This window comes from Pseudomonas sp. MS01C9 (assembly GCF_058202755.1).
This window is the reverse complement of record NZ_CM177073.1, coordinates 4462976-4478319: the sequence shown is the minus strand read 5'-3', so window position 1 is coordinate 4478319 and position 15344 is coordinate 4462976. Positions and strand designations below refer to the sequence as shown.

General features: G+C 62.9%; 17 protein-coding genes. 14 read left to right on the top strand and 3 right to left on the bottom strand.

All coding sequences use genetic code 11. From position 1 onward, the window contains the following. The first annotated feature begins 265 nt into the window (after positions 1-265). The 14 genes from ccoN (at position 266) to AC1M7R_RS20295 (ending at position 12997) form a co-directional block, all read left to right on the top strand. Entirely contained in the window at positions 266-1708 is a 1443-nt protein-coding gene (gene ccoN, locus AC1M7R_RS20360) for a cytochrome-c oxidase, cbb3-type subunit I (RefSeq protein ID WP_053158760.1), read from the top strand. Beyond that, a complete protein-coding gene (ccoO, locus tag AC1M7R_RS20355; RefSeq protein ID WP_053158763.1) occupies positions 1708-2316 on the top strand; it encodes a cytochrome-c oxidase, cbb3-type subunit II in 609 nt (202 codons plus the stop codon). The genes ccoN and ccoO overlap by 1 nt, the downstream gene beginning before the upstream one ends. Positions 2317-2321: 5 nt before the next feature. Next, positions 2322-2507 carry a CcoQ/FixQ family Cbb3-type cytochrome c oxidase assembly chaperone gene (locus AC1M7R_RS20350; protein WP_003183474.1) on the top strand — a complete coding sequence of 62 codons (186 nt, stop codon included), beginning with the start codon at positions 2322-2324 and terminating at the stop codon, positions 2505-2507. Continuing rightward, a complete protein-coding gene (gene ccoP, locus AC1M7R_RS20345) occupies positions 2504-3487 on the top strand; it encodes a cytochrome-c oxidase, cbb3-type subunit III (RefSeq protein ID WP_053158766.1) in 984 nt (327 codons plus the stop codon). The genes AC1M7R_RS20350 and ccoP overlap by 4 nt, the downstream gene beginning before the upstream one ends. A 149-nt stretch (positions 3488-3636) precedes the next feature. Then, complete coding sequence (locus AC1M7R_RS20340) at positions 3637-3891, top strand: type II toxin-antitoxin system Phd/YefM family antitoxin (RefSeq protein ID WP_072389046.1); 255 nt, start codon at positions 3637-3639, stop codon at positions 3889-3891. After that, positions 3891-4313 carry a type II toxin-antitoxin system VapC family toxin gene (locus tag AC1M7R_RS20335; protein ID WP_072389048.1) on the top strand — a complete coding sequence of 141 codons (423 nt, stop codon included), beginning with the start codon at positions 3891-3893 and terminating at the stop codon, positions 4311-4313. Before AC1M7R_RS20340 ends, AC1M7R_RS20335 begins: the two co-directional genes overlap by 1 nt. Before the next feature lie 205 nt (positions 4314-4518). Continuing rightward, positions 4519-5934 carry a cytochrome c oxidase accessory protein CcoG gene (gene ccoG / locus AC1M7R_RS20330; protein WP_072389050.1) on the top strand — a complete coding sequence of 472 codons (1416 nt, stop codon included), beginning with the start codon at positions 4519-4521 and terminating at the stop codon, positions 5932-5934. A gap of 10 nt (positions 5935-5944) precedes the next feature. After that, positions 5945-6484: a FixH family protein gene (locus tag AC1M7R_RS20325; RefSeq protein ID WP_072389052.1), complete on the top strand. Its 540-nt coding sequence runs from the start codon at positions 5945-5947 to the stop codon at positions 6482-6484. A 161-nt stretch (positions 6485-6645) separates the two neighbouring features. Further along, complete coding sequence (locus AC1M7R_RS20320; RefSeq protein ID WP_072389055.1) at positions 6646-9096, top strand: heavy metal translocating P-type ATPase; 2451 nt, start codon at positions 6646-6648, stop codon at positions 9094-9096. 25 nt (positions 9097-9121) lie between these two features. Then, a complete protein-coding gene (ccoS, locus tag AC1M7R_RS20315) occupies positions 9122-9340 on the top strand; it encodes a cbb3-type cytochrome oxidase assembly protein CcoS (protein ID WP_053158784.1) in 219 nt (72 codons plus the stop codon). Beyond that, a complete protein-coding gene (locus tag AC1M7R_RS20310) occupies positions 9333-10016 on the top strand; it encodes a sulfite exporter TauE/SafE family protein (RefSeq protein ID WP_072389057.1) in 684 nt (227 codons plus the stop codon). Before ccoS ends, AC1M7R_RS20310 begins: the two co-directional genes overlap by 8 nt. A gap of 143 nt (positions 10017-10159) precedes the next feature. Further along, positions 10160-11542 carry an oxygen-independent coproporphyrinogen III oxidase gene (gene hemN, locus AC1M7R_RS20305; RefSeq protein WP_072430344.1) on the top strand — a complete coding sequence of 461 codons (1383 nt, stop codon included), beginning with the start codon at positions 10160-10162 and terminating at the stop codon, positions 11540-11542. A 95-nt stretch (positions 11543-11637) separates the two neighbouring features. Continuing rightward, positions 11638-12372, top strand: coding sequence for a fumarate/nitrate reduction transcriptional regulator Fnr (gene fnr / locus AC1M7R_RS20300; RefSeq protein WP_072389061.1), 735 nt, complete (start codon positions 11638-11640; stop codon positions 12370-12372). Between the two features lie 76 nt (positions 12373-12448). Further along, complete coding sequence (locus AC1M7R_RS20295; RefSeq protein WP_072389063.1) at positions 12449-12997, top strand: adenine phosphoribosyltransferase; 549 nt, start codon at positions 12449-12451, stop codon at positions 12995-12997. 125 nt (positions 12998-13122) lie between these two features. Here AC1M7R_RS20295 and recR read toward each other — a convergent pair whose 3' ends face one another. From recR to AC1M7R_RS20280, 3 genes are all read right to left on the bottom strand, one after another. Then, positions 13123-13725 (bottom strand): recombination mediator RecR, encoded by a 603-nt coding sequence (recR, locus tag AC1M7R_RS20290; protein ID WP_072389065.1) that lies wholly within the window; start codon positions 13723-13725, stop codon positions 13123-13125. A 66-nt stretch (positions 13726-13791) separates the two neighbouring features. Next, positions 13792-14826 carry an NADPH-dependent curcumin/dihydrocurcumin reductase gene (locus AC1M7R_RS20285; protein WP_072389067.1) on the bottom strand — a complete coding sequence of 345 codons (1035 nt, stop codon included), beginning with the start codon at positions 14824-14826 and terminating at the stop codon, positions 13792-13794. Between the two features lie 175 nt (positions 14827-15001). Continuing rightward, positions 15002-15340, bottom strand: a complete 339-nt coding sequence (locus AC1M7R_RS20280; RefSeq protein WP_053153324.1) for a YbaB/EbfC family nucleoid-associated protein — start codon at positions 15338-15340, stop codon at positions 15002-15004. Positions 15341-15344 lie beyond the last annotated feature (4 nt).

The window sequence follows — 15344 nt, the reverse complement described above, 5'->3', positions numbered from 1 at the left end:
CGGCTATTTTCGAGATAGCTGCGTATCACCCGAACCCGTTGTGTGAACACACCCCGTTACAACCGACCCGACCCCCTCGCCTCTTTCCTTTGCCGCGGCTGTTTGCCGGGGCCGGATTTTGTCCCTACGCAATACATGGAAAGGCCGCAGAATCAGCGTTGGAAAGCATTGACCCAGGTCATGGCGCGTTGCAATGACCCCCTGCTTTCTCCATACTGCGGCCGATTTTTATCCTAATAAAACACCCAAACCGTGGAACCTTAGAATGAGCACAGCAATCAGTCCGACTGCTTATAACTATAAGGTAGTCCGCCAGTTCGCCATCATGACGGTGGTCTGGGGGATCCTTGGCATGGGGCTCGGTGTCTTCATCGCCTCGCAACTGGTCTGGCCGGAGTTGAACTTCGATCTGCCATGGACGACGTTTGGACGCCTGCGCCCACTGCACACCAACCTGGTGATCTTCGCCTTCGGTGGTTGTGCATTGTTTGCCACTTCCTACTACGTCGTGCAGCGAACCTGCCAAACGCGACTGATTTCCGACAGCCTCGCCGCCTTCACCTTCTGGGGTTGGCAAGCGGTGATCGTCGGCGCGATCGTGACCCTGCCAATGGGTTTCACCACCACCAAGGAATACGCCGAACTGGAATGGCCCCTGGCTATCCTGCTGGCCATCGTCTGGGTGACCTACGGTCTGGTGTTCTTCGGCACCATCGTCAAGCGCAAGACCAAGCACATCTATGTGGGCAACTGGTTCTACGGTGCCTTCATCGTCGTGACGGCCATGCTGCACATCGTCAACCACATGTCGTTGCCGGTCAGCCTGTTCAAGTCGTACTCGGCCTACTCGGGCGCGACCGACGCGATGATCCAGTGGTGGTACGGCCACAACGCCGTGGGCTTCTTCCTGACCACCGGCTTCTTGGGGATGATGTACTACTTCGTGCCGAAGCAGGCCGAGCGTCCGATCTACTCCTATCGCCTGTCCATCGTGCACTTCTGGGCGCTGATCACCCTGTACATCTGGGCCGGTCCGCACCACCTGCACTACACCGCGCTGCCGGACTGGGCCCAGTCCCTGGGCATGGCGATGTCGATCATCCTGCTGGCACCAAGCTGGGGCGGCATGATCAACGGCATGATGACCCTCTCCGGCGCCTGGCATAAGCTGCGTACCGACCCGATCCTGCGGTTCCTGGTGGTGTCCCTGGCGTTCTACGGCATGTCGACCTTCGAAGGCCCGATGATGGCGATCAAGACCGTCAACTCCCTCTCCCACTACACCGACTGGACCATCGGCCACGTACACGCCGGCGCCCTCGGCTGGGTAGCGATGATCTCCATCGGCGCCATCTACCACATGATCCCGAAACTGTTCGGTCGTGCGCAGATGCACAGCACCGGCCTGATCAACGCGCATTTCTGGCTCGCGACCATCGGTACCGTGCTCTACATCGCCTCGATGTGGGTCAACGGCATCACCCAGGGCCTGATGTGGCGTGCAATCAACGATGACGGCACCCTGACCTACTCGTTCGTCGAGGCGCTGCAAGCCAGTCACCCTGGTTTCATCGTGCGTGCCCTGGGCGGCGCGTTCTTCGCCAGCGGCATGCTGCTCATGGCCTACAACGTGTACCGCACCGTTCGTGCTTCTGACCCGGCTGAAGCTGAAGCCGCCGCCAAGATCGCCGTAGTTGGAGCTCACTGATGAAGCACGAAGCAGTAGAGAAGAATATCGGCCTGCTGGCCTTCTTCATGGTCATCGCCGTCAGCGTCGGCGGCCTGACCCAGATCGTTCCGCTGTTTTTCCAGGACGTGACCAACAAGCCGGTCGAAGGCATGAAGCCGCGCACCGCCCTTGAACTGGAAGGCCGCGACGTCTATATCGCCAACGGCTGTGTCGGCTGCCATTCGCAGATGATCCGTCCGTTCCGCGCCGAGACCGAACGCTACGGCCACTACTCGGTCGCCGGCGAAAGCGTCTGGGACCACCCGTTCCTGTGGGGCTCCAAGCGCACCGGTCCGGACCTGGCCCGTGTTGGCGGTCGCTACTCCGACGATTGGCAGCGTGCGCACCTGTACAACCCGCGCAACGTGGTGCCGGAGTCGAAAATGCCGGCCTACCCGTTCCTCGTAGAAAACAAGCTCGACGGCAAAGACACCGCGAAAAAAATGGAAGTCCTGCGCAGCCTGGGCGTTCCTTACACCGACGAAGACATCGCCGGTGCCAGGGATGCCGTGAAGGGCAAGACTGAAATGGACGCGCTGGTGGCCTATCTGCAAGGCCTGGGCACCATCATCAAAAGCAAACGGTGATTTAGATGGATATCGGGATGATTCGTGGCCTGGGCACCGTCGTCGTGATGGTGGCCTTTATCGGTCTGGCCCTGTGGGTGTTCAGCCCCAAGCGCAAGTCGGAGTTTGACGACGCGACCTTGCTGCCGTTCGCGGATGATCCCGAAGCCATCAAGCACGTCGAGCAAGCTTCTAGGAGTAACAAAGAATGACTACGTTCTGGAGTCTGTACGTCACAGTCCTCAGTCTGGGAACCATCTTCTCCCTGACCTGGCTGCTGCTGTCGACCCGCAAGGGCCAGCGCGCCGAACAAACGGACGAGACCGTTGGCCACTCGTTCGATGGCATCGAGGAATATGACAACCCTCTGCCAAAGTGGTGGTTCATGCTGTTCGTGGGCACCATCGTGTTCGCCCTCGGTTACCTGGTGCTCTACCCGGGCCTGGGCAACTGGAAAGGCCTGCTGCCGGGCTATAACTACCTGGACACCGAAAAGCAGACCCCTTTCGCCAATGGCCAAACCGGCTGGACCGGCGTGCACGAATGGGAAAAGGAAATGGCTCGTTCGGACGCCAAGTTCGGTCCGATCTTCGCCAAATTCGCATCCATGCCCATCGAAGAAGTCGCCAAGGACCCGCAAGCCCTGAAGATGGGTGGCCGCCTGTTCGCCTCCAACTGCTCGGTCTGCCACGGCTCCGACGCCAAGGGCGCCTATGGCTTCCCCAACCTGACCGACGCCGACTGGCGCTGGGGCGGTGAACCGGAAACCATCAAGACCACCATCATGGGCGGTCGTCACGCGGTCATGCCGGGTTGGGCTGCCGTGGTGGGCGAGCAAGGCGTAGCCGACGTGGCCTCCTACGTAGTGACCAGCCTGCACGGTCGCAAGCTGCCGGAAGGTGCCAAGGCCGATCCGGCCAACGGCCAGAAACTGTTCGCGGCCAACTGCGTGGCCTGTCACGGCCCGGCCGGCAAAGGCACGCCTGCCATGGGCGCGCCTGACCTGACGCATCCAGCCGGCTTCATCTACGGTTCGAGTTTCGCCCAGCTGCAGCAGACCATCCGTTACGGCCGCCAGGGCCAGATGCCGGCCCAGGCCGACCTGCAAGGCAACGACAAGGTCCACTTGCTGGCTGCCTATGTCTACAGCCTGTCTCACGGCGAGAAAGCACCTGCGGCCGACGCCCAGTAAAGCTAACGCCTGATGTACCGAAGGCCCCGTCAACCAGCGTTGACGGGGCCTTTTTGTTTGCCGGTGCGACAGGACGAAATGGTTTTATCTTGCCCGCAATCAGCAGCGGTAGTAACGTGCCTACATTCAGTTCTATTGAGGACGCCGCCATGTCCATCACCACTATTTCCAGCCGCGAATTCAACCACGACACAAGTGGTGCCAAAAAAGCCACCCGCCAGGGGCCGGTCATCATCACCGACCGTGGCAAGCCGGCCCACGTGCTGCTAAGCATTGAGGAGTACCAGAAACTGACCGGCGTTGGCACCAGCATTGTCGAGTTGCTGGTCATGCCCGACACACCGGATATCGATTTCGATATCGAACGTGCCGTCATCTCTCCTCGACCGGTGGACCTGTCCTGATGTATCTGCTCGACACTAACGTCATCTCGGAACTGCGCAAGCCTCAAGCCGATAAGAACGTACAGGCCTGGGCGCGTGGCGTGCCCGCCCCTAGCCTTTACCTCTCGGCGATTACCGTATTGGAATTGGAAACCGGCGTGTTGCGCTTCGAACGCAGGGACCCGGTACAAGGCAGCCGCCTGCGCGAATGGCTGGACAACCATGTCATGCCCGCATTCGCCGGAAGAATCCTGGCGGTCGACCGCGCTGTCGCGCTGCGCTGCGCTCGCCTGCACGTTCCGGATCGCAGCAATGAATGCGATGCACTGATTGCTGCCACTGCATTGGTCCACGGACTGACCTTAGTCACCCGCAACGTGAGTGATTTTCATAACAACGGCGTCGCGGTGCTCAACCCATGGTCATCCAGTCCAGCCGCTTGAGACGGCAGCTCCTACAATAGTCAATTGATCTGGGTCATGACTTGTTACATCCGCTACACCATTCTATGCAGACGCCCAACGCGACCAAAGGTCGCACCCGTGGCCTGAAGCGACAGGCGTATCATTGCGCCATTGCAACGCCCTTTCTGACCGTGGTCGGCACGTACTGGCCTCGGCACTTTTCCACTGCCGTGGGATGCATTCGATGAGTAACCAGATTCCGGTACATGACGTCACCCCGCCTGCCAAGGACGCGAACAAAACCGTCGACCTTTATGCCTCTCGGGAAAAGATCTACACGCGTGCCTTCACCGGCCTGTTCCGCAACCTGCGGATGGTCGGCGGCGCATTACTGTTCCTGCTGTATTTCGGTACGGTCTGGCTGAACTGGGGTGGCCACCAGGCCGTCTGGTGGAACCTGCCGGAACGCAAGTTCTTCATCTTCGGCGCGACCTTCTGGCCCCAGGACTTCATCCTGCTGTCGGGACTGCTGATCATCGCGGCCTTCGGCCTGTTCTTCATCACGGTCTATGCAGGGCGGATCTGGTGTGGCTATACCTGTCCGCAGAGCGTGTGGACCTGGATCTTCATGTGGTGTGAAAAAGTCACCGAAGGCGACCGCAACCAGCGCATCAAGCTGGACAAGGCGCCCATGAGCGCCAACAAATTCCTGCGCAAGTTCGCCAAGCACAGCCTGTGGCTGCTGATCGGCTTCGTCACCGGCATGACCTTCGTCGGCTACTTCACCCCCATTCGCGAACTGGTCTTCGAATTCTTCACCGGCCAGGCCGACGGCTGGTCGTATTTCTGGGTCGGCTTCTTCACCCTCGCCACCTATGGCAACGCCGGTTGGCTGCGCGAGCAGGTGTGCATCTACATGTGCCCCTATGCCCGCTTCCAGAGTGTGATGTTCGACAAGGACACCCTGATCGTGTCCTACGATCCGCGTCGCGGCGAAAGCCGTGGCCCGCGCAAGAAAGGCATCGACTACAAGGCCCTCGGCCTGGGGGACTGCATCGACTGCACCATGTGCGTCCAGGTCTGCCCCACCGGTATCGATATCCGCGACGGCCTGCAGATCGAGTGCATCGGCTGTGCCGCCTGCATCGACGCCTGCGACAACATCATGGACAAGATGGACTACCCCCGCGGCCTGATCAGCTACACCACCGAACACAACCTGTCGGGGCAGAAAACCCATAAACTGCGTCCGCGCCTGATCGGCTATGCCCTGGTCCTGCTGACCATGATCAGCCTGCTGGTAACCGCGTTCTTCATGCGTTCGCTGGTGGGCTTCGACGTCAGCAAGGACCGCGTGCTGTACCGCGAGAACGCTGAAGGCCGGATCGAAAACGTCTACAGCCTGAAAATCATGAACAAGGACCAGCGCGATCACACCTATGTGCTGGAAGCCACCGGCCTGCCTGACCTCAAGCTTCAGGGCCGGCGGGAAATCAAGGTCGCGGCCGGCGACATCTTCAGCCAGCCGGTTGAACTGTCCAGCGCGCCGGATCAACTGCCGTCCAGCACCAATGAGGTGACTTTCATCCTCAAGGATGCCGATGACGACAGCGTTCATGTTGAAGCCAAGAGCCGGTTCATCGGCCCACAAACTCGTTGAGAGAAATGACATGCCTGCAGCAACTGCCTCCAGCCCTTGGTACAAACACCTCTGGCCCTGGATCATCATCGGCATCCTGACCTGCTCGGTGGTGCTGAGCCTGTCCATGGTGACCATCGCGGTGAACAACCCGGACAACCTGGTGAACGACAACTACTACGAAGCCGGCAAGGGCATCAACCGCTCCCTGGAGCGCGAGCTGCTGGGCCAGACCCTGCAGTTGCATGCCAATGTGCAGCTCGATGACGTCACCGGCGAAGTGAACCTGCGCCTGAGCGGCAACAGCCGGCCCCAGACCCTGGAACTGAGCCTGATTTCGCCGACCCAGCCGGAGAAGGACCGCAAGGTCGTCCTGACCCGCAACGACAGCGAGCCCGGACGGTATGTCGGACAGTTGACGGACAAGATCGAAGGCCGGCGCTTCGTGGAACTGCTGGGCATGGAGAACGGCAAGACCTGGCGTCTGTTCGAGGAAGAACAGATCAACCATGACCAGGACGTCTTGCTCGGTGACGAGCCGCTGCAAGGCGCTGAAGACTTGCACAAATAAGCCGCTTTTCCTGTGGCCAAGGAGTTGCTCCCATTGGGCCGCTAAGCGGCCCTGTGTTTGGTCCGGCGCCCCTTTCAGGCATATTGCGTTCTCTGACAACGGCGGCTCGTCGCCGAGCGGGAGCAAGCTCCCTCGCCACAAAAGGCTTTCATGCGACAACCATGACCACTCCACAGCCCTGCTACCACTGCGCCCTGCCCGTGCCTCCTGGCAGTCGCTTTACCGCCGTTGTCCTGGGTGAAACCCGCGAGCTGTGCTGCCCGGGCTGCCAGGCGGTGGCCCAGGCCATCGTGGCAGGCGGCCTGGAGAGTTATTATCAGCATCGCAGCGAGGCCTCGGCCAACCCCGAGACCCTGCCCACCCAGTTGACCGACGAACTGGCCCTGTATGACCGTCCCGATGTCCAGCAATCCTTTGTGCGCCACGAGGGCGAACTGGCGCAAGCCACCCTGCTGATGGAGGGCATCAGTTGCGCCGCCTGCGGCTGGCTGATCGAGAAACAGCTGCGCAGCCTGCCGGACGTGGCCGAGGCGCGCTTGAACCTCTCCAACCATCGCCTGCATGTACGCTGGGCCGACGCTCGCTTGCCCCTGAGCACGCTGCTCGCCGAATTGCGCCGCATCGGCTACGCCGCCCACCCGTACCACGCCGACCAGGCCAGCGAACAGCTCGCTGCACAGAACCGCCTGGCCCTGCGTCAGCTCGGCGTGGCCGGATTGCTGTGGTTCCAGGCCATGATGGCGACCATGGCCACCTGGCCGGAATTCAACATCGACCTGAGCCCCGAGATGCACACCATCCTGCGCTGGGTCGCGCTGTTCCTCACCACCCCGATCGTGTTCTACAGCTGCGCGCCTTTCTTCAAGGGCGCGATGCGTGACCTGCGCACCCGCCACCTGACCATGGACGTTTCCGTGTCCCTGGCCATCGGCAGTGCCTATGTCGCCGGAATCTGGACCTCCATCACCGGTACGGGAGAACTGTATTTCGACGCCGTGGGCATGTTCGCCCTGTTCCTGCTGGCCGGCCGATACCTGGAGCGCCGGGCCCGGGAACGTACCGCCGCCGCCACCGCGCAACTGGTCAACCTGTTGCCCGCGTCGTGCCTGCGCCTGGAAGACAACGGCCAGAGTGAACGCATCCTGCTCAGCGAGTTGCGCGTCGGCGACCGGGTACTGGTACAGCCCGGCGCGACCCTGCCGGCCGATGGCCGGATCCTCGACGGCCAGTCCAGTGTCGACGAGTCGCTGCTGACCGGCGAATACCTGCCCCAGCCTCGCCAGGCGGGCGATGCAGTCACTGCCGGCACGCTCAACGTCGAAGGAGCGCTGACGGTCGAAGTACTGGCCCTGGGACAAGACACTCGGTTGTCGGCCATCGTGCGCCTGCTGGAACGAGCCCAGGCCGAAAAACCGCGCCTGGCGGAAATCGCCGACCGCGCCGCCCAGTGGTTCCTGCTGTTTTCCCTGATCGCCGTGGCCGCCATCGGCCTGTTGTGGTGGCAGCTGGATGCGTCCAGGGCATTCTGGATCGTCCTGGCGATGCTGGTCGCCACTTGCCCTTGCGCATTGTCCCTGGCGACCCCCACCGCCCTCACGGCCGCCACCGGCTCCCTGCACAAGCTCGGGCTGCTGTTGACCCGCGGGCATGTGCTGGAGGGATTGAATCAGATCGATACGGTGATTTTCGACAAGACCGGCACCCTCACCGAAGGTCGCCTGGCCTTGCGTGCCATTCGTCCGCTGGCCGCCCTGGACAGCGACCAGTGCCTGGGCTTGGCCGCAGCCCTGGAAAACCGCTCCGAGCATCCCATCGCCCGCGCCTTCGGGCGTGCGCCCCTGGCCGCCGAGCAAGTGCAAAGCACCCCGGGGCTGGGCCTGGAGGGATGGGTGGCCGAACGACGCCTGCGCATCGGCCACCCCGGCTTCGTTTGTGAGTTGAGCGGCGCCACCGTTCCATCGATGCCAGACGAACCCGGTCAATGGCTGCTGCTGGGCGATACCGACGGGCCGCAGGCGTGGTTTGTCCTGGACGATCGGCTACGCGCCGATGCCCCGGCACTGCTGGCGGCCTGCAAGGCGCGCGGCTGGCGTACGCTGCTGCTGTCGGGCGACAGCTCGCCGATGGTGGCCGGCGTGGCGGCCGAACTGGGCATCGACGAGGCCCGGGGTGGCCTGCGCCCGGACGACAAACTGGCGGTGCTGCAGCAGTTGCACCAGCAGGGTCACAAGGTACTGATGCTCGGCGACGGCGTGAACGACGTGCCGGTGCTGGCGGCCGCGGACATCAGCGTCGCCATGGGCTCGGCCACCGACCTGGCCAAGACCAGCGCCGACGCGGTGCTCCTGTCCAACCGCCTCGACGCCCTGGTCCACGCCTTCGCCCTGGCCCGCCGCACCCGCCGGGTGATTATCGAGAACCTGGCGTGGGCCGCGCTGTACAATGGCCTCATGCTGCCGTTCGCCGCCCTCGGCTGGATCACACCGGTTTGGGCGGCGGTCGGTATGTCCATCAGTTCGTTGACCGTGGTGTTGAATGCGCTGAGGCTGACTCGCCAGCCCCGGGCGCCCGTTTGCGCCACCACCCCCGACACCCGCCCGCTGCCGGCCTGAGCCGCGCGGGCATGGAGTTCCGACAATGCCAGCTCTGTATGTGATGATCCCGGCGGCACTGCTGATCGTCGCCATCGCCGTCTACATCTTCTTCTGGGCCGTGGACAGCGGGCAGTACGACGACCTCGACGGCCCGGCCCACAGCATCCTGTTCGACGACCAGGACCCGAACCACAAGGCCGCGGTGGACGAGGCCGACGGTCAACCCCGCGAACCGGACGACAAGGCCCCTCCTCATGCTTGAGCTGGCGCCGCAACTGGTCTCGGCGGTCATTCTCGGCCTGTTGGGCGGTGGGCACTGCCTGGGTATGTGCGGCGGCCTCATGGGCGCCCTGACCCTGGCGATTCCCAAGGAACAGCGCAGCCGGCGCTTGCGGCTGCTGCTGGCGTACAACCTGGGACGGATCCTGAGCTATGCCACCGCCGGACTGCTGATCGGCCTGGCCGGCTGGGCTGTCGCCAACAGCGCAGCGGCGATGATCCTGCGGGTCCTGGCCGGCTTGCTGCTGATCGCCATGGGCCTGTACCTGGCGGGCTGGTGGAGCGGCCTGACCCGTATCGAAAGCGTCGGTCGCGGGCTGTGGCGGCTCATCCAGCCCGTCGCCAATCGCTTGCTCCCTGTTTCGAGCCTGCCTCGGGCCCTGCTGCTGGGCGCGTTATGGGGCTGGCTGCCGTGCGGCCTGGTCTACAGCACCCTGTTGTGGTCGGCGAGCCAGGGCAACGCGCTGGACAGCGCGCTCTTGATGCTTGCCTTCGGCCTCGGCACCTGGCCAGTACTGCTCGCCACGGGCCTGGCGGCAGAGCGCGTCACGGCGCTGTTGCGCAAGCGCAGCGTGCGCGTGGCCGGCGGGCTGCTGGTGATGGTCTTCGGCCTCTGGACCCTGCCGGGGCCGCACCAGCATTGGCTCATGGGGCACTGATCGGCAACCGTCATCCCTCGCAGGCTCGCTCGTACACTCACCACGCCCCTGCCCACAGTCGACGCCCGTTGATGCAAATCAAGACGCTCCCCCGCTGGCATCCCTAGACTCGCCCCATGCCAGTTTATCCGGGGAACGCCCGCATGCTCGACGCCATTCGTTGGGACCCAGACCTGATCCGCCGCTATGACCTGGCGGGGCCTCGCTACACCTCGTACCCGACCGCGGCGCAATTCACCAGCCAGGTGGGGACCTTCGACCTGCTCCACGCCCTGCGCGAGAGCCGCAAGGCATTGCGGCCACTGTCGCTGTACGTGCACGTGCCGTTCTGCGCGAACATCTGCTACTACTGCGCCTGCAACAAAGTCATCACCAAGGACCGGGGCCGTGCCCACGCCTACCTGCAGCGCCTAGAACAGGAAATCCAGCTGATCGGTTGCCATCTGGACCCGACCCAGCGCGTGGAACAGTTGCACCTGGGCGGCGGCACGCCAACGTTCCTCAGCCATGACGAGTTGCGCCAGTTGATGGCCAAGCTGCGCAAGCACCTGAATCTGCAGGACGACGATTCCGGCGACTACGGCATCGAGATCGATCCACGGGAAGCCGACTGGTCCACCATGGGCCTGTTGCGGGAACTGGGATTCAACCGGGTCAGCATCGGCGTGCAGGACCTCGACCCTGCCGTGCAGCGGGCCGTCAATCGCCTGCAAAGCCTGGATGAAACCCGCGCCGTGATCGAGGCGGCCCGCACCTTGCAATTTCGCTCGATCAACATCGACCTGATCTACGGCCTGCCCAAACAGACCCCGGAAAACTTTGCCCGCACCGTACAGGAGGTCATCCAGCTGCAGCCCGATCGCCTGTCGGTGTTCAATTATGCCCATCTGCCGGAGCGCTTCATGCCCCAGCGGCGCATCGACAGCCAGGACCTGCCGAGCCCCGTGCAAAAGCTGGCCATGCTGCAAGGCACCATCGAACAGCTGACCGCCGCCGGTTACCGCTACATTGGCATGGACCACTTCGCCCTGCCCGACGACGACCTGGCGATCGCCCAGGAAGAGGCCACCCTGCAACGCAATTTCCAGGGCTACACCACCCATGGCCACTGCGACCTGATCGGCCTCGGCGTGTCGGCCATCAGCCAGATCGGCGACCTGTACTGCCAGAACAACAGCGATTTGAACCAGTACCAGAACACCCTGGCCGACGGCCAACTGGCGACCAGTCGCGGCCTGCTCTGCACCGCCGACGACCGCCTGCGGCGGGCGGTGATCCAGCAGTTGATCTGCCATTTCAACCTGGAATTCGCCGAGATCGAGCGAGCCTTCGACATCGATTTCGTCGAGTACTTCGCCTCGGTGTGGCCATCCCTGCAAGTCATGGCCGACGATGGCCTGATCGAGCTCGACAGCGAACACATCAGGGTCCTGCCCGCCGGGCGCCTGCTGGTGCGCTCGGTGTGCATGGTGTTCGACGCCTATCTGGAGCAGCAAAATCGCCAGCGCTTCTCCCGCGTGATCTGAGCGCGACAATTTGACGACGAAAGCGCACTGGCCGGGTTGCCTGAGCTGGGTTACCCTTACGGCTGATGTGTGTTTTTCCCACAAGGATTAAAGAAATGTCCGAGCCCGTCAAATTGCGCGCACACAACCAGGCCCATTGCAAGGATTGCAGCCTGGCCCCTCTATGCCTGCCACTTTCTCTGAATCTGGAGGACATGGACGCGCTGGACGAAATCGTCAAGCGGGGCCGCCCCTTGAAGAAAGGTGAGTTCCTGTTCCGCCAGGGCGACACGTTCGACTCCGTGTACGCCGTGCGATCGGGCGCCTTGAAGACGTTCAACCTCAGTGACAGCGGCGAGGAGCAGCTCACCGGTTTCCACCTGCCCAGCGAGCTGGTGGGCCTGTCAGGCATGGACACCGAAAGCCATCCGGTCTCGGCCCAGGCGCTGGAAACCACCTCGGTCTGCGAGATTCCGTTCGAACGCCTCGACGAACTGGCGCTGCAACTGCCACAGCTGCGTCGCCAACTGATGCGGGTGATGAGCCGCGAGATCCGCGACGATCAGCAAATGATGCTGCTGCTCTCGAAAAAGACCGCCGACGAGCGCATCGCCACCTTCCTGGTCAACCTCTCCGCGCGCTTCCGTGCCCGGGGCTTCTCCGCCAACCAGTTCCGCCTGAGCATGTCGCGCAACGAAATCGGCAACTACCTGGGCCTGGCCGTGGAAACCGTGTCGCGGGTATTCACCCGCTTCCAGCAGAACGAACTGATCGCCGCCGAAGGCAAGGAAATCCACATCCTCGACCCGATCCAGCTCTGCGCCCTGGCCGGCGGCTCGATCGACGGCTGATGAATGCGAGCGGCTGAGGGTTTCCCTCGGCCGCGCTATACTGCCGCGTTTGCAGCCTTGCCAGGACACCTCGACGATGGTCTTCGACTCCTTCGACATCAAATCCCTGATCCGCCCCGTAATCGATTTCCCCAAGCCCGGCGTGATCTTTCGCGACATCACCCCACTGTTCCAGTCCCCCACCGCCCTGCGGCTGGTCATGGACAGCTTCGCCCACCGCTATGTCGAAGCCGACTTCACCCACATCGGCGCGATGGATGCCCGGGGCTTCCTGATCGGCTCGATCCTGGCCTACCAGTTGAACAAGCCATTGGTGCTGTTTCGCAAGCAAGGCAAGCTGCCAGCCGATGTGCTGGCCGAGGGTTACCAGACCGAATACGGCGAAGCCTTCCTTGAAGTGCACGCCGACAGCCTGTGCGAGGGTGATTCGGTGGTGATGTTCGATGACCTGATCGCCACCGGCGGCACGCTGATCGCCGCCGCCAACCTGATCCGTCGCATGGGCGCCAAGGTCCATGAAGCCGCCGCGATCATCGACCTGCCGGAACTGCTCGGTTCCCAGCGCCTGGAAGACATGGGCATCCCCACCTTCTGCCTGACGCAGTTCTCCCTCAGCGAAAAATAACGGGCAGGCAACCATCGAACCTGTGGGAGCGAGCTTGCTCGCGATGGCGGTTTATCAGTCGCATGGAGGTTGGCTGATCCACCGCTATCGCGAGCAGGCTCGCTCCCACAGATACTGTGTAGCGGTTACAACGCGATCGGCTTGCGACCGGCAAACGAATGCGCCAGCGTCCCGCCGTCCACCAGCTCCAGCTCCCCACCCAGCGGCACGCCATGGGCGATGCGTGAGGCGACCAGGCCTTTGTTGCTCAGCAGCTGGGCGATGTAGTGCGCGGTGGCTTCGCCCTCCACTGTCGGGTTGGTGGCCAGGATCACTTCCTTGAAGGTGCCGGCCTCTTCGATGCGCGCCATCAGCTCAGGAATGCCGATGGCTTCCGGCCCCAGGCCGTCGAGGGGCGACAGATGCCCCTTGAGCACGAAATAACGCCCACGAAACCCGGTCTGCTCCACCGCGTACACGTCCATCGGCCCTTCCACGACGCACAACAGGCTGTCGTCCCGCCGCGGGTCGGCGCATTGGGGGCACAGGTCGTCTTCGGTGAGGGTCCGGCACTGGCGGCAATGCCCTACCCCTTCCATGGCCTGGCTCAAGGCCTGGGCCAGGCGTGAGCCGCCGCTGCGATCACGCTCGAGCAACTGCAACGCCATGCGCTGGGCCGTTTTCTGACCCACGCCCGGCAAGGTTCGCAGGGCATCGATCAGTTGGCGAATCAAAGGGCTGAAGCTCATTGAGGAAATATCCGACATGACAACGAGACGCGGTTTATACCCGCGCCTCCGATTAGCGTCAAATACTCAATCCTGTGCCACCCGCACTACCAGCTTGCCGAAATTGCGTCCCTCCAACAGGCCGATAAACGCCTGCGGTGCGTTCTCGAGGCCATCGACCACGTCTTCGCGGAACCTCACCTTGCCGTCCCGGACCCAGGGTGCCATGGCACTGAGAAATTCCGGCTGCCGGTCGCCGTAGTCGTCGAACACGATAAACCCTTGCATCCGCACCCGCTTGGTCAGCAAGGTGCGCTGCAGGAGCGGCAGGCGGTCGGGACCGTCCGGGGCCTGTTGATCATTGTAGGAAGCGATCAGCCCGCAGAGTGGAATGCGCGCCTTGGCATTGAGCAGTGGCACCACGGCATCGAAAACCTTGCCGCCGACATTTTCATAATAGATGTCGATCCCCTTGTCACAGGTCCGGGCCAGCTCCTCGGCAAAATCCGCGCGTTTATGATCGACGCAGGCATCGAACCCCAGCTCCTCCACCACGTATCTGCATTTCTCGCTGCCGCCGGCCACGCCTACCACCCGCAGCCCCTTGATCTTCGCCACCTGGCCGACCACCGAGCCGACGGCGCCCGAGGCCGCCGCCACGACCAGGGTTTCCCCGGCCCGGGGCTGGCCGATGTCCATCAACCCCATGTAGGCGGTCATGCCCGGCATGCCCAGCACACCCAGGGCCATCGACGGGCTGGGCAGCCCGGAGGGAATGGGGATGATGTTGCGGCCGTCACTGATGCTGTGGCTCTGCCAGCCCGTTACCCCCACCACCAGGTCGCCTTCCTGGAATTTCGGATGCAGGGAGCGCTCCACGCGACTGACGGCCCCGCCGGTCATCACTTCATCGATCTGCACGGGCGCGGCATAGGACGGTGCGTCGCTCATTCGCCCGCGCATGTAGGGGTCCAGGGACAGGAACAGTGTCTTGAGCAGGACCTGCCCTTCTGCCAGGTCCGGTAATGTCACCTGCTCGATGCGGAAATTCTCCGGGACGGGCGCCCCCTTGGGACGGGAAGCAAGAACGATGCGCTGGTTGGTTATCGATGCCTGTGACATGGAAACGTCTCCTTGATCGTGGATGGGCGTGCATAGGCAGCAGACCACTGCCCAAGGGGCAGCGTTCGATGTTTGTGCGCTCGGCCCGCGACGCCAGGAATTTCTGAAGCGGACACAAAAATGCCAGGCGCGGTGCCTGGCATTGTGTGTAGCCCATCCCCGTCGGGATCGCGAATCAGAACGGCAGCTTCATGCCCGGTGGCAGTTGCATGCCGGCGGTCATGCCGGACATCTTTTCCTGGCTGTTGGCTTCGATCTTGCGCACCGCGTCGTTGACGGCGGCGGCGAACAGGGCCTCAAGCATTTCCTTGTCGTCTTCGCTCAGGCCTTCGACCACGCTTGGATCGATGCTGACGCGCTTGATGTCGTGGCGACCGGTCATGACCACGGTCACCATGTCACCGCCGGATTTGCCGGTGACTTCGGCGTTGGCCAGCTCTTCCTGCATCTTGGCCATTTTTTCCTGCATCTGCTGTGCCTGCTTCATCAGGCCGGCCATGCCACCTTTCATCATGGGA

Bases quoted from the DNA above. Each gene is read 5' to 3' on its own strand.
- hemN (WP_072430344.1), top strand. From the start codon at position 10,160: ATGCTCGACGCCATTCGTTGGGACCCAGACCTGATCCGCCGCTATGAC.
- ccoS (WP_053158784.1), top strand. From the start codon at position 9,122: ATGCCAGCTCTGTATGTGATGATCCCGGCGGCACTGCTGATCGTCGCC.
- ccoG (WP_072389050.1), top strand. From the start codon at position 4,519: ATGAGTAACCAGATTCCGGTACATGACGTCACCCCGCCTGCCAAGGAC.
- AC1M7R_RS20325 (WP_072389052.1), top strand. From the start codon at position 5,945: ATGCCTGCAGCAACTGCCTCCAGCCCTTGGTACAAACACCTCTGGCCC.
- ccoP (WP_053158766.1), top strand. From the start codon at position 2,504: ATGACTACGTTCTGGAGTCTGTACGTCACAGTCCTCAGTCTGGGAACC.
- AC1M7R_RS20310 (WP_072389057.1), top strand. From the start codon at position 9,333: ATGCTTGAGCTGGCGCCGCAACTGGTCTCGGCGGTCATTCTCGGCCTG.
- ccoN (WP_053158760.1), top strand. From the start codon at position 266: ATGAGCACAGCAATCAGTCCGACTGCTTATAACTATAAGGTAGTCCGC.
- AC1M7R_RS20340 (WP_072389046.1), top strand. From the start codon at position 3,637: ATGTCCATCACCACTATTTCCAGCCGCGAATTCAACCACGACACAAGT.
- fnr (WP_072389061.1), top strand. From the start codon at position 11,638: ATGTCCGAGCCCGTCAAATTGCGCGCACACAACCAGGCCCATTGCAAG.
- AC1M7R_RS20335 (WP_072389048.1), top strand. From the start codon at position 3,891: ATGTATCTGCTCGACACTAACGTCATCTCGGAACTGCGCAAGCCTCAA.
- AC1M7R_RS20280 (WP_053153324.1), bottom strand. From the start codon at position 15,340: ATGATGAAAGGTGGCATGGCCGGCCTGATGAAGCAGGCACAGCAGATG.
- AC1M7R_RS20295 (WP_072389063.1), top strand. From the start codon at position 12,449: ATGGTCTTCGACTCCTTCGACATCAAATCCCTGATCCGCCCCGTAATC.
- AC1M7R_RS20285 (WP_072389067.1), bottom strand. From the start codon at position 14,826: ATGTCACAGGCATCGATAACCAACCAGCGCATCGTTCTTGCTTCCCGT.
- ccoO (WP_053158763.1), top strand. From the start codon at position 1,708: ATGAAGCACGAAGCAGTAGAGAAGAATATCGGCCTGCTGGCCTTCTTC.
- recR (WP_072389065.1), bottom strand. From the start codon at position 13,725: ATGAGCTTCAGCCCTTTGATTCGCCAACTGATCGATGCCCTGCGAACC.
- AC1M7R_RS20320 (WP_072389055.1), top strand. From the start codon at position 6,646: ATGACCACTCCACAGCCCTGCTACCACTGCGCCCTGCCCGTGCCTCCT.
- AC1M7R_RS20350 (WP_003183474.1), top strand. From the start codon at position 2,322: ATGGATATCGGGATGATTCGTGGCCTGGGCACCGTCGTCGTGATGGTG.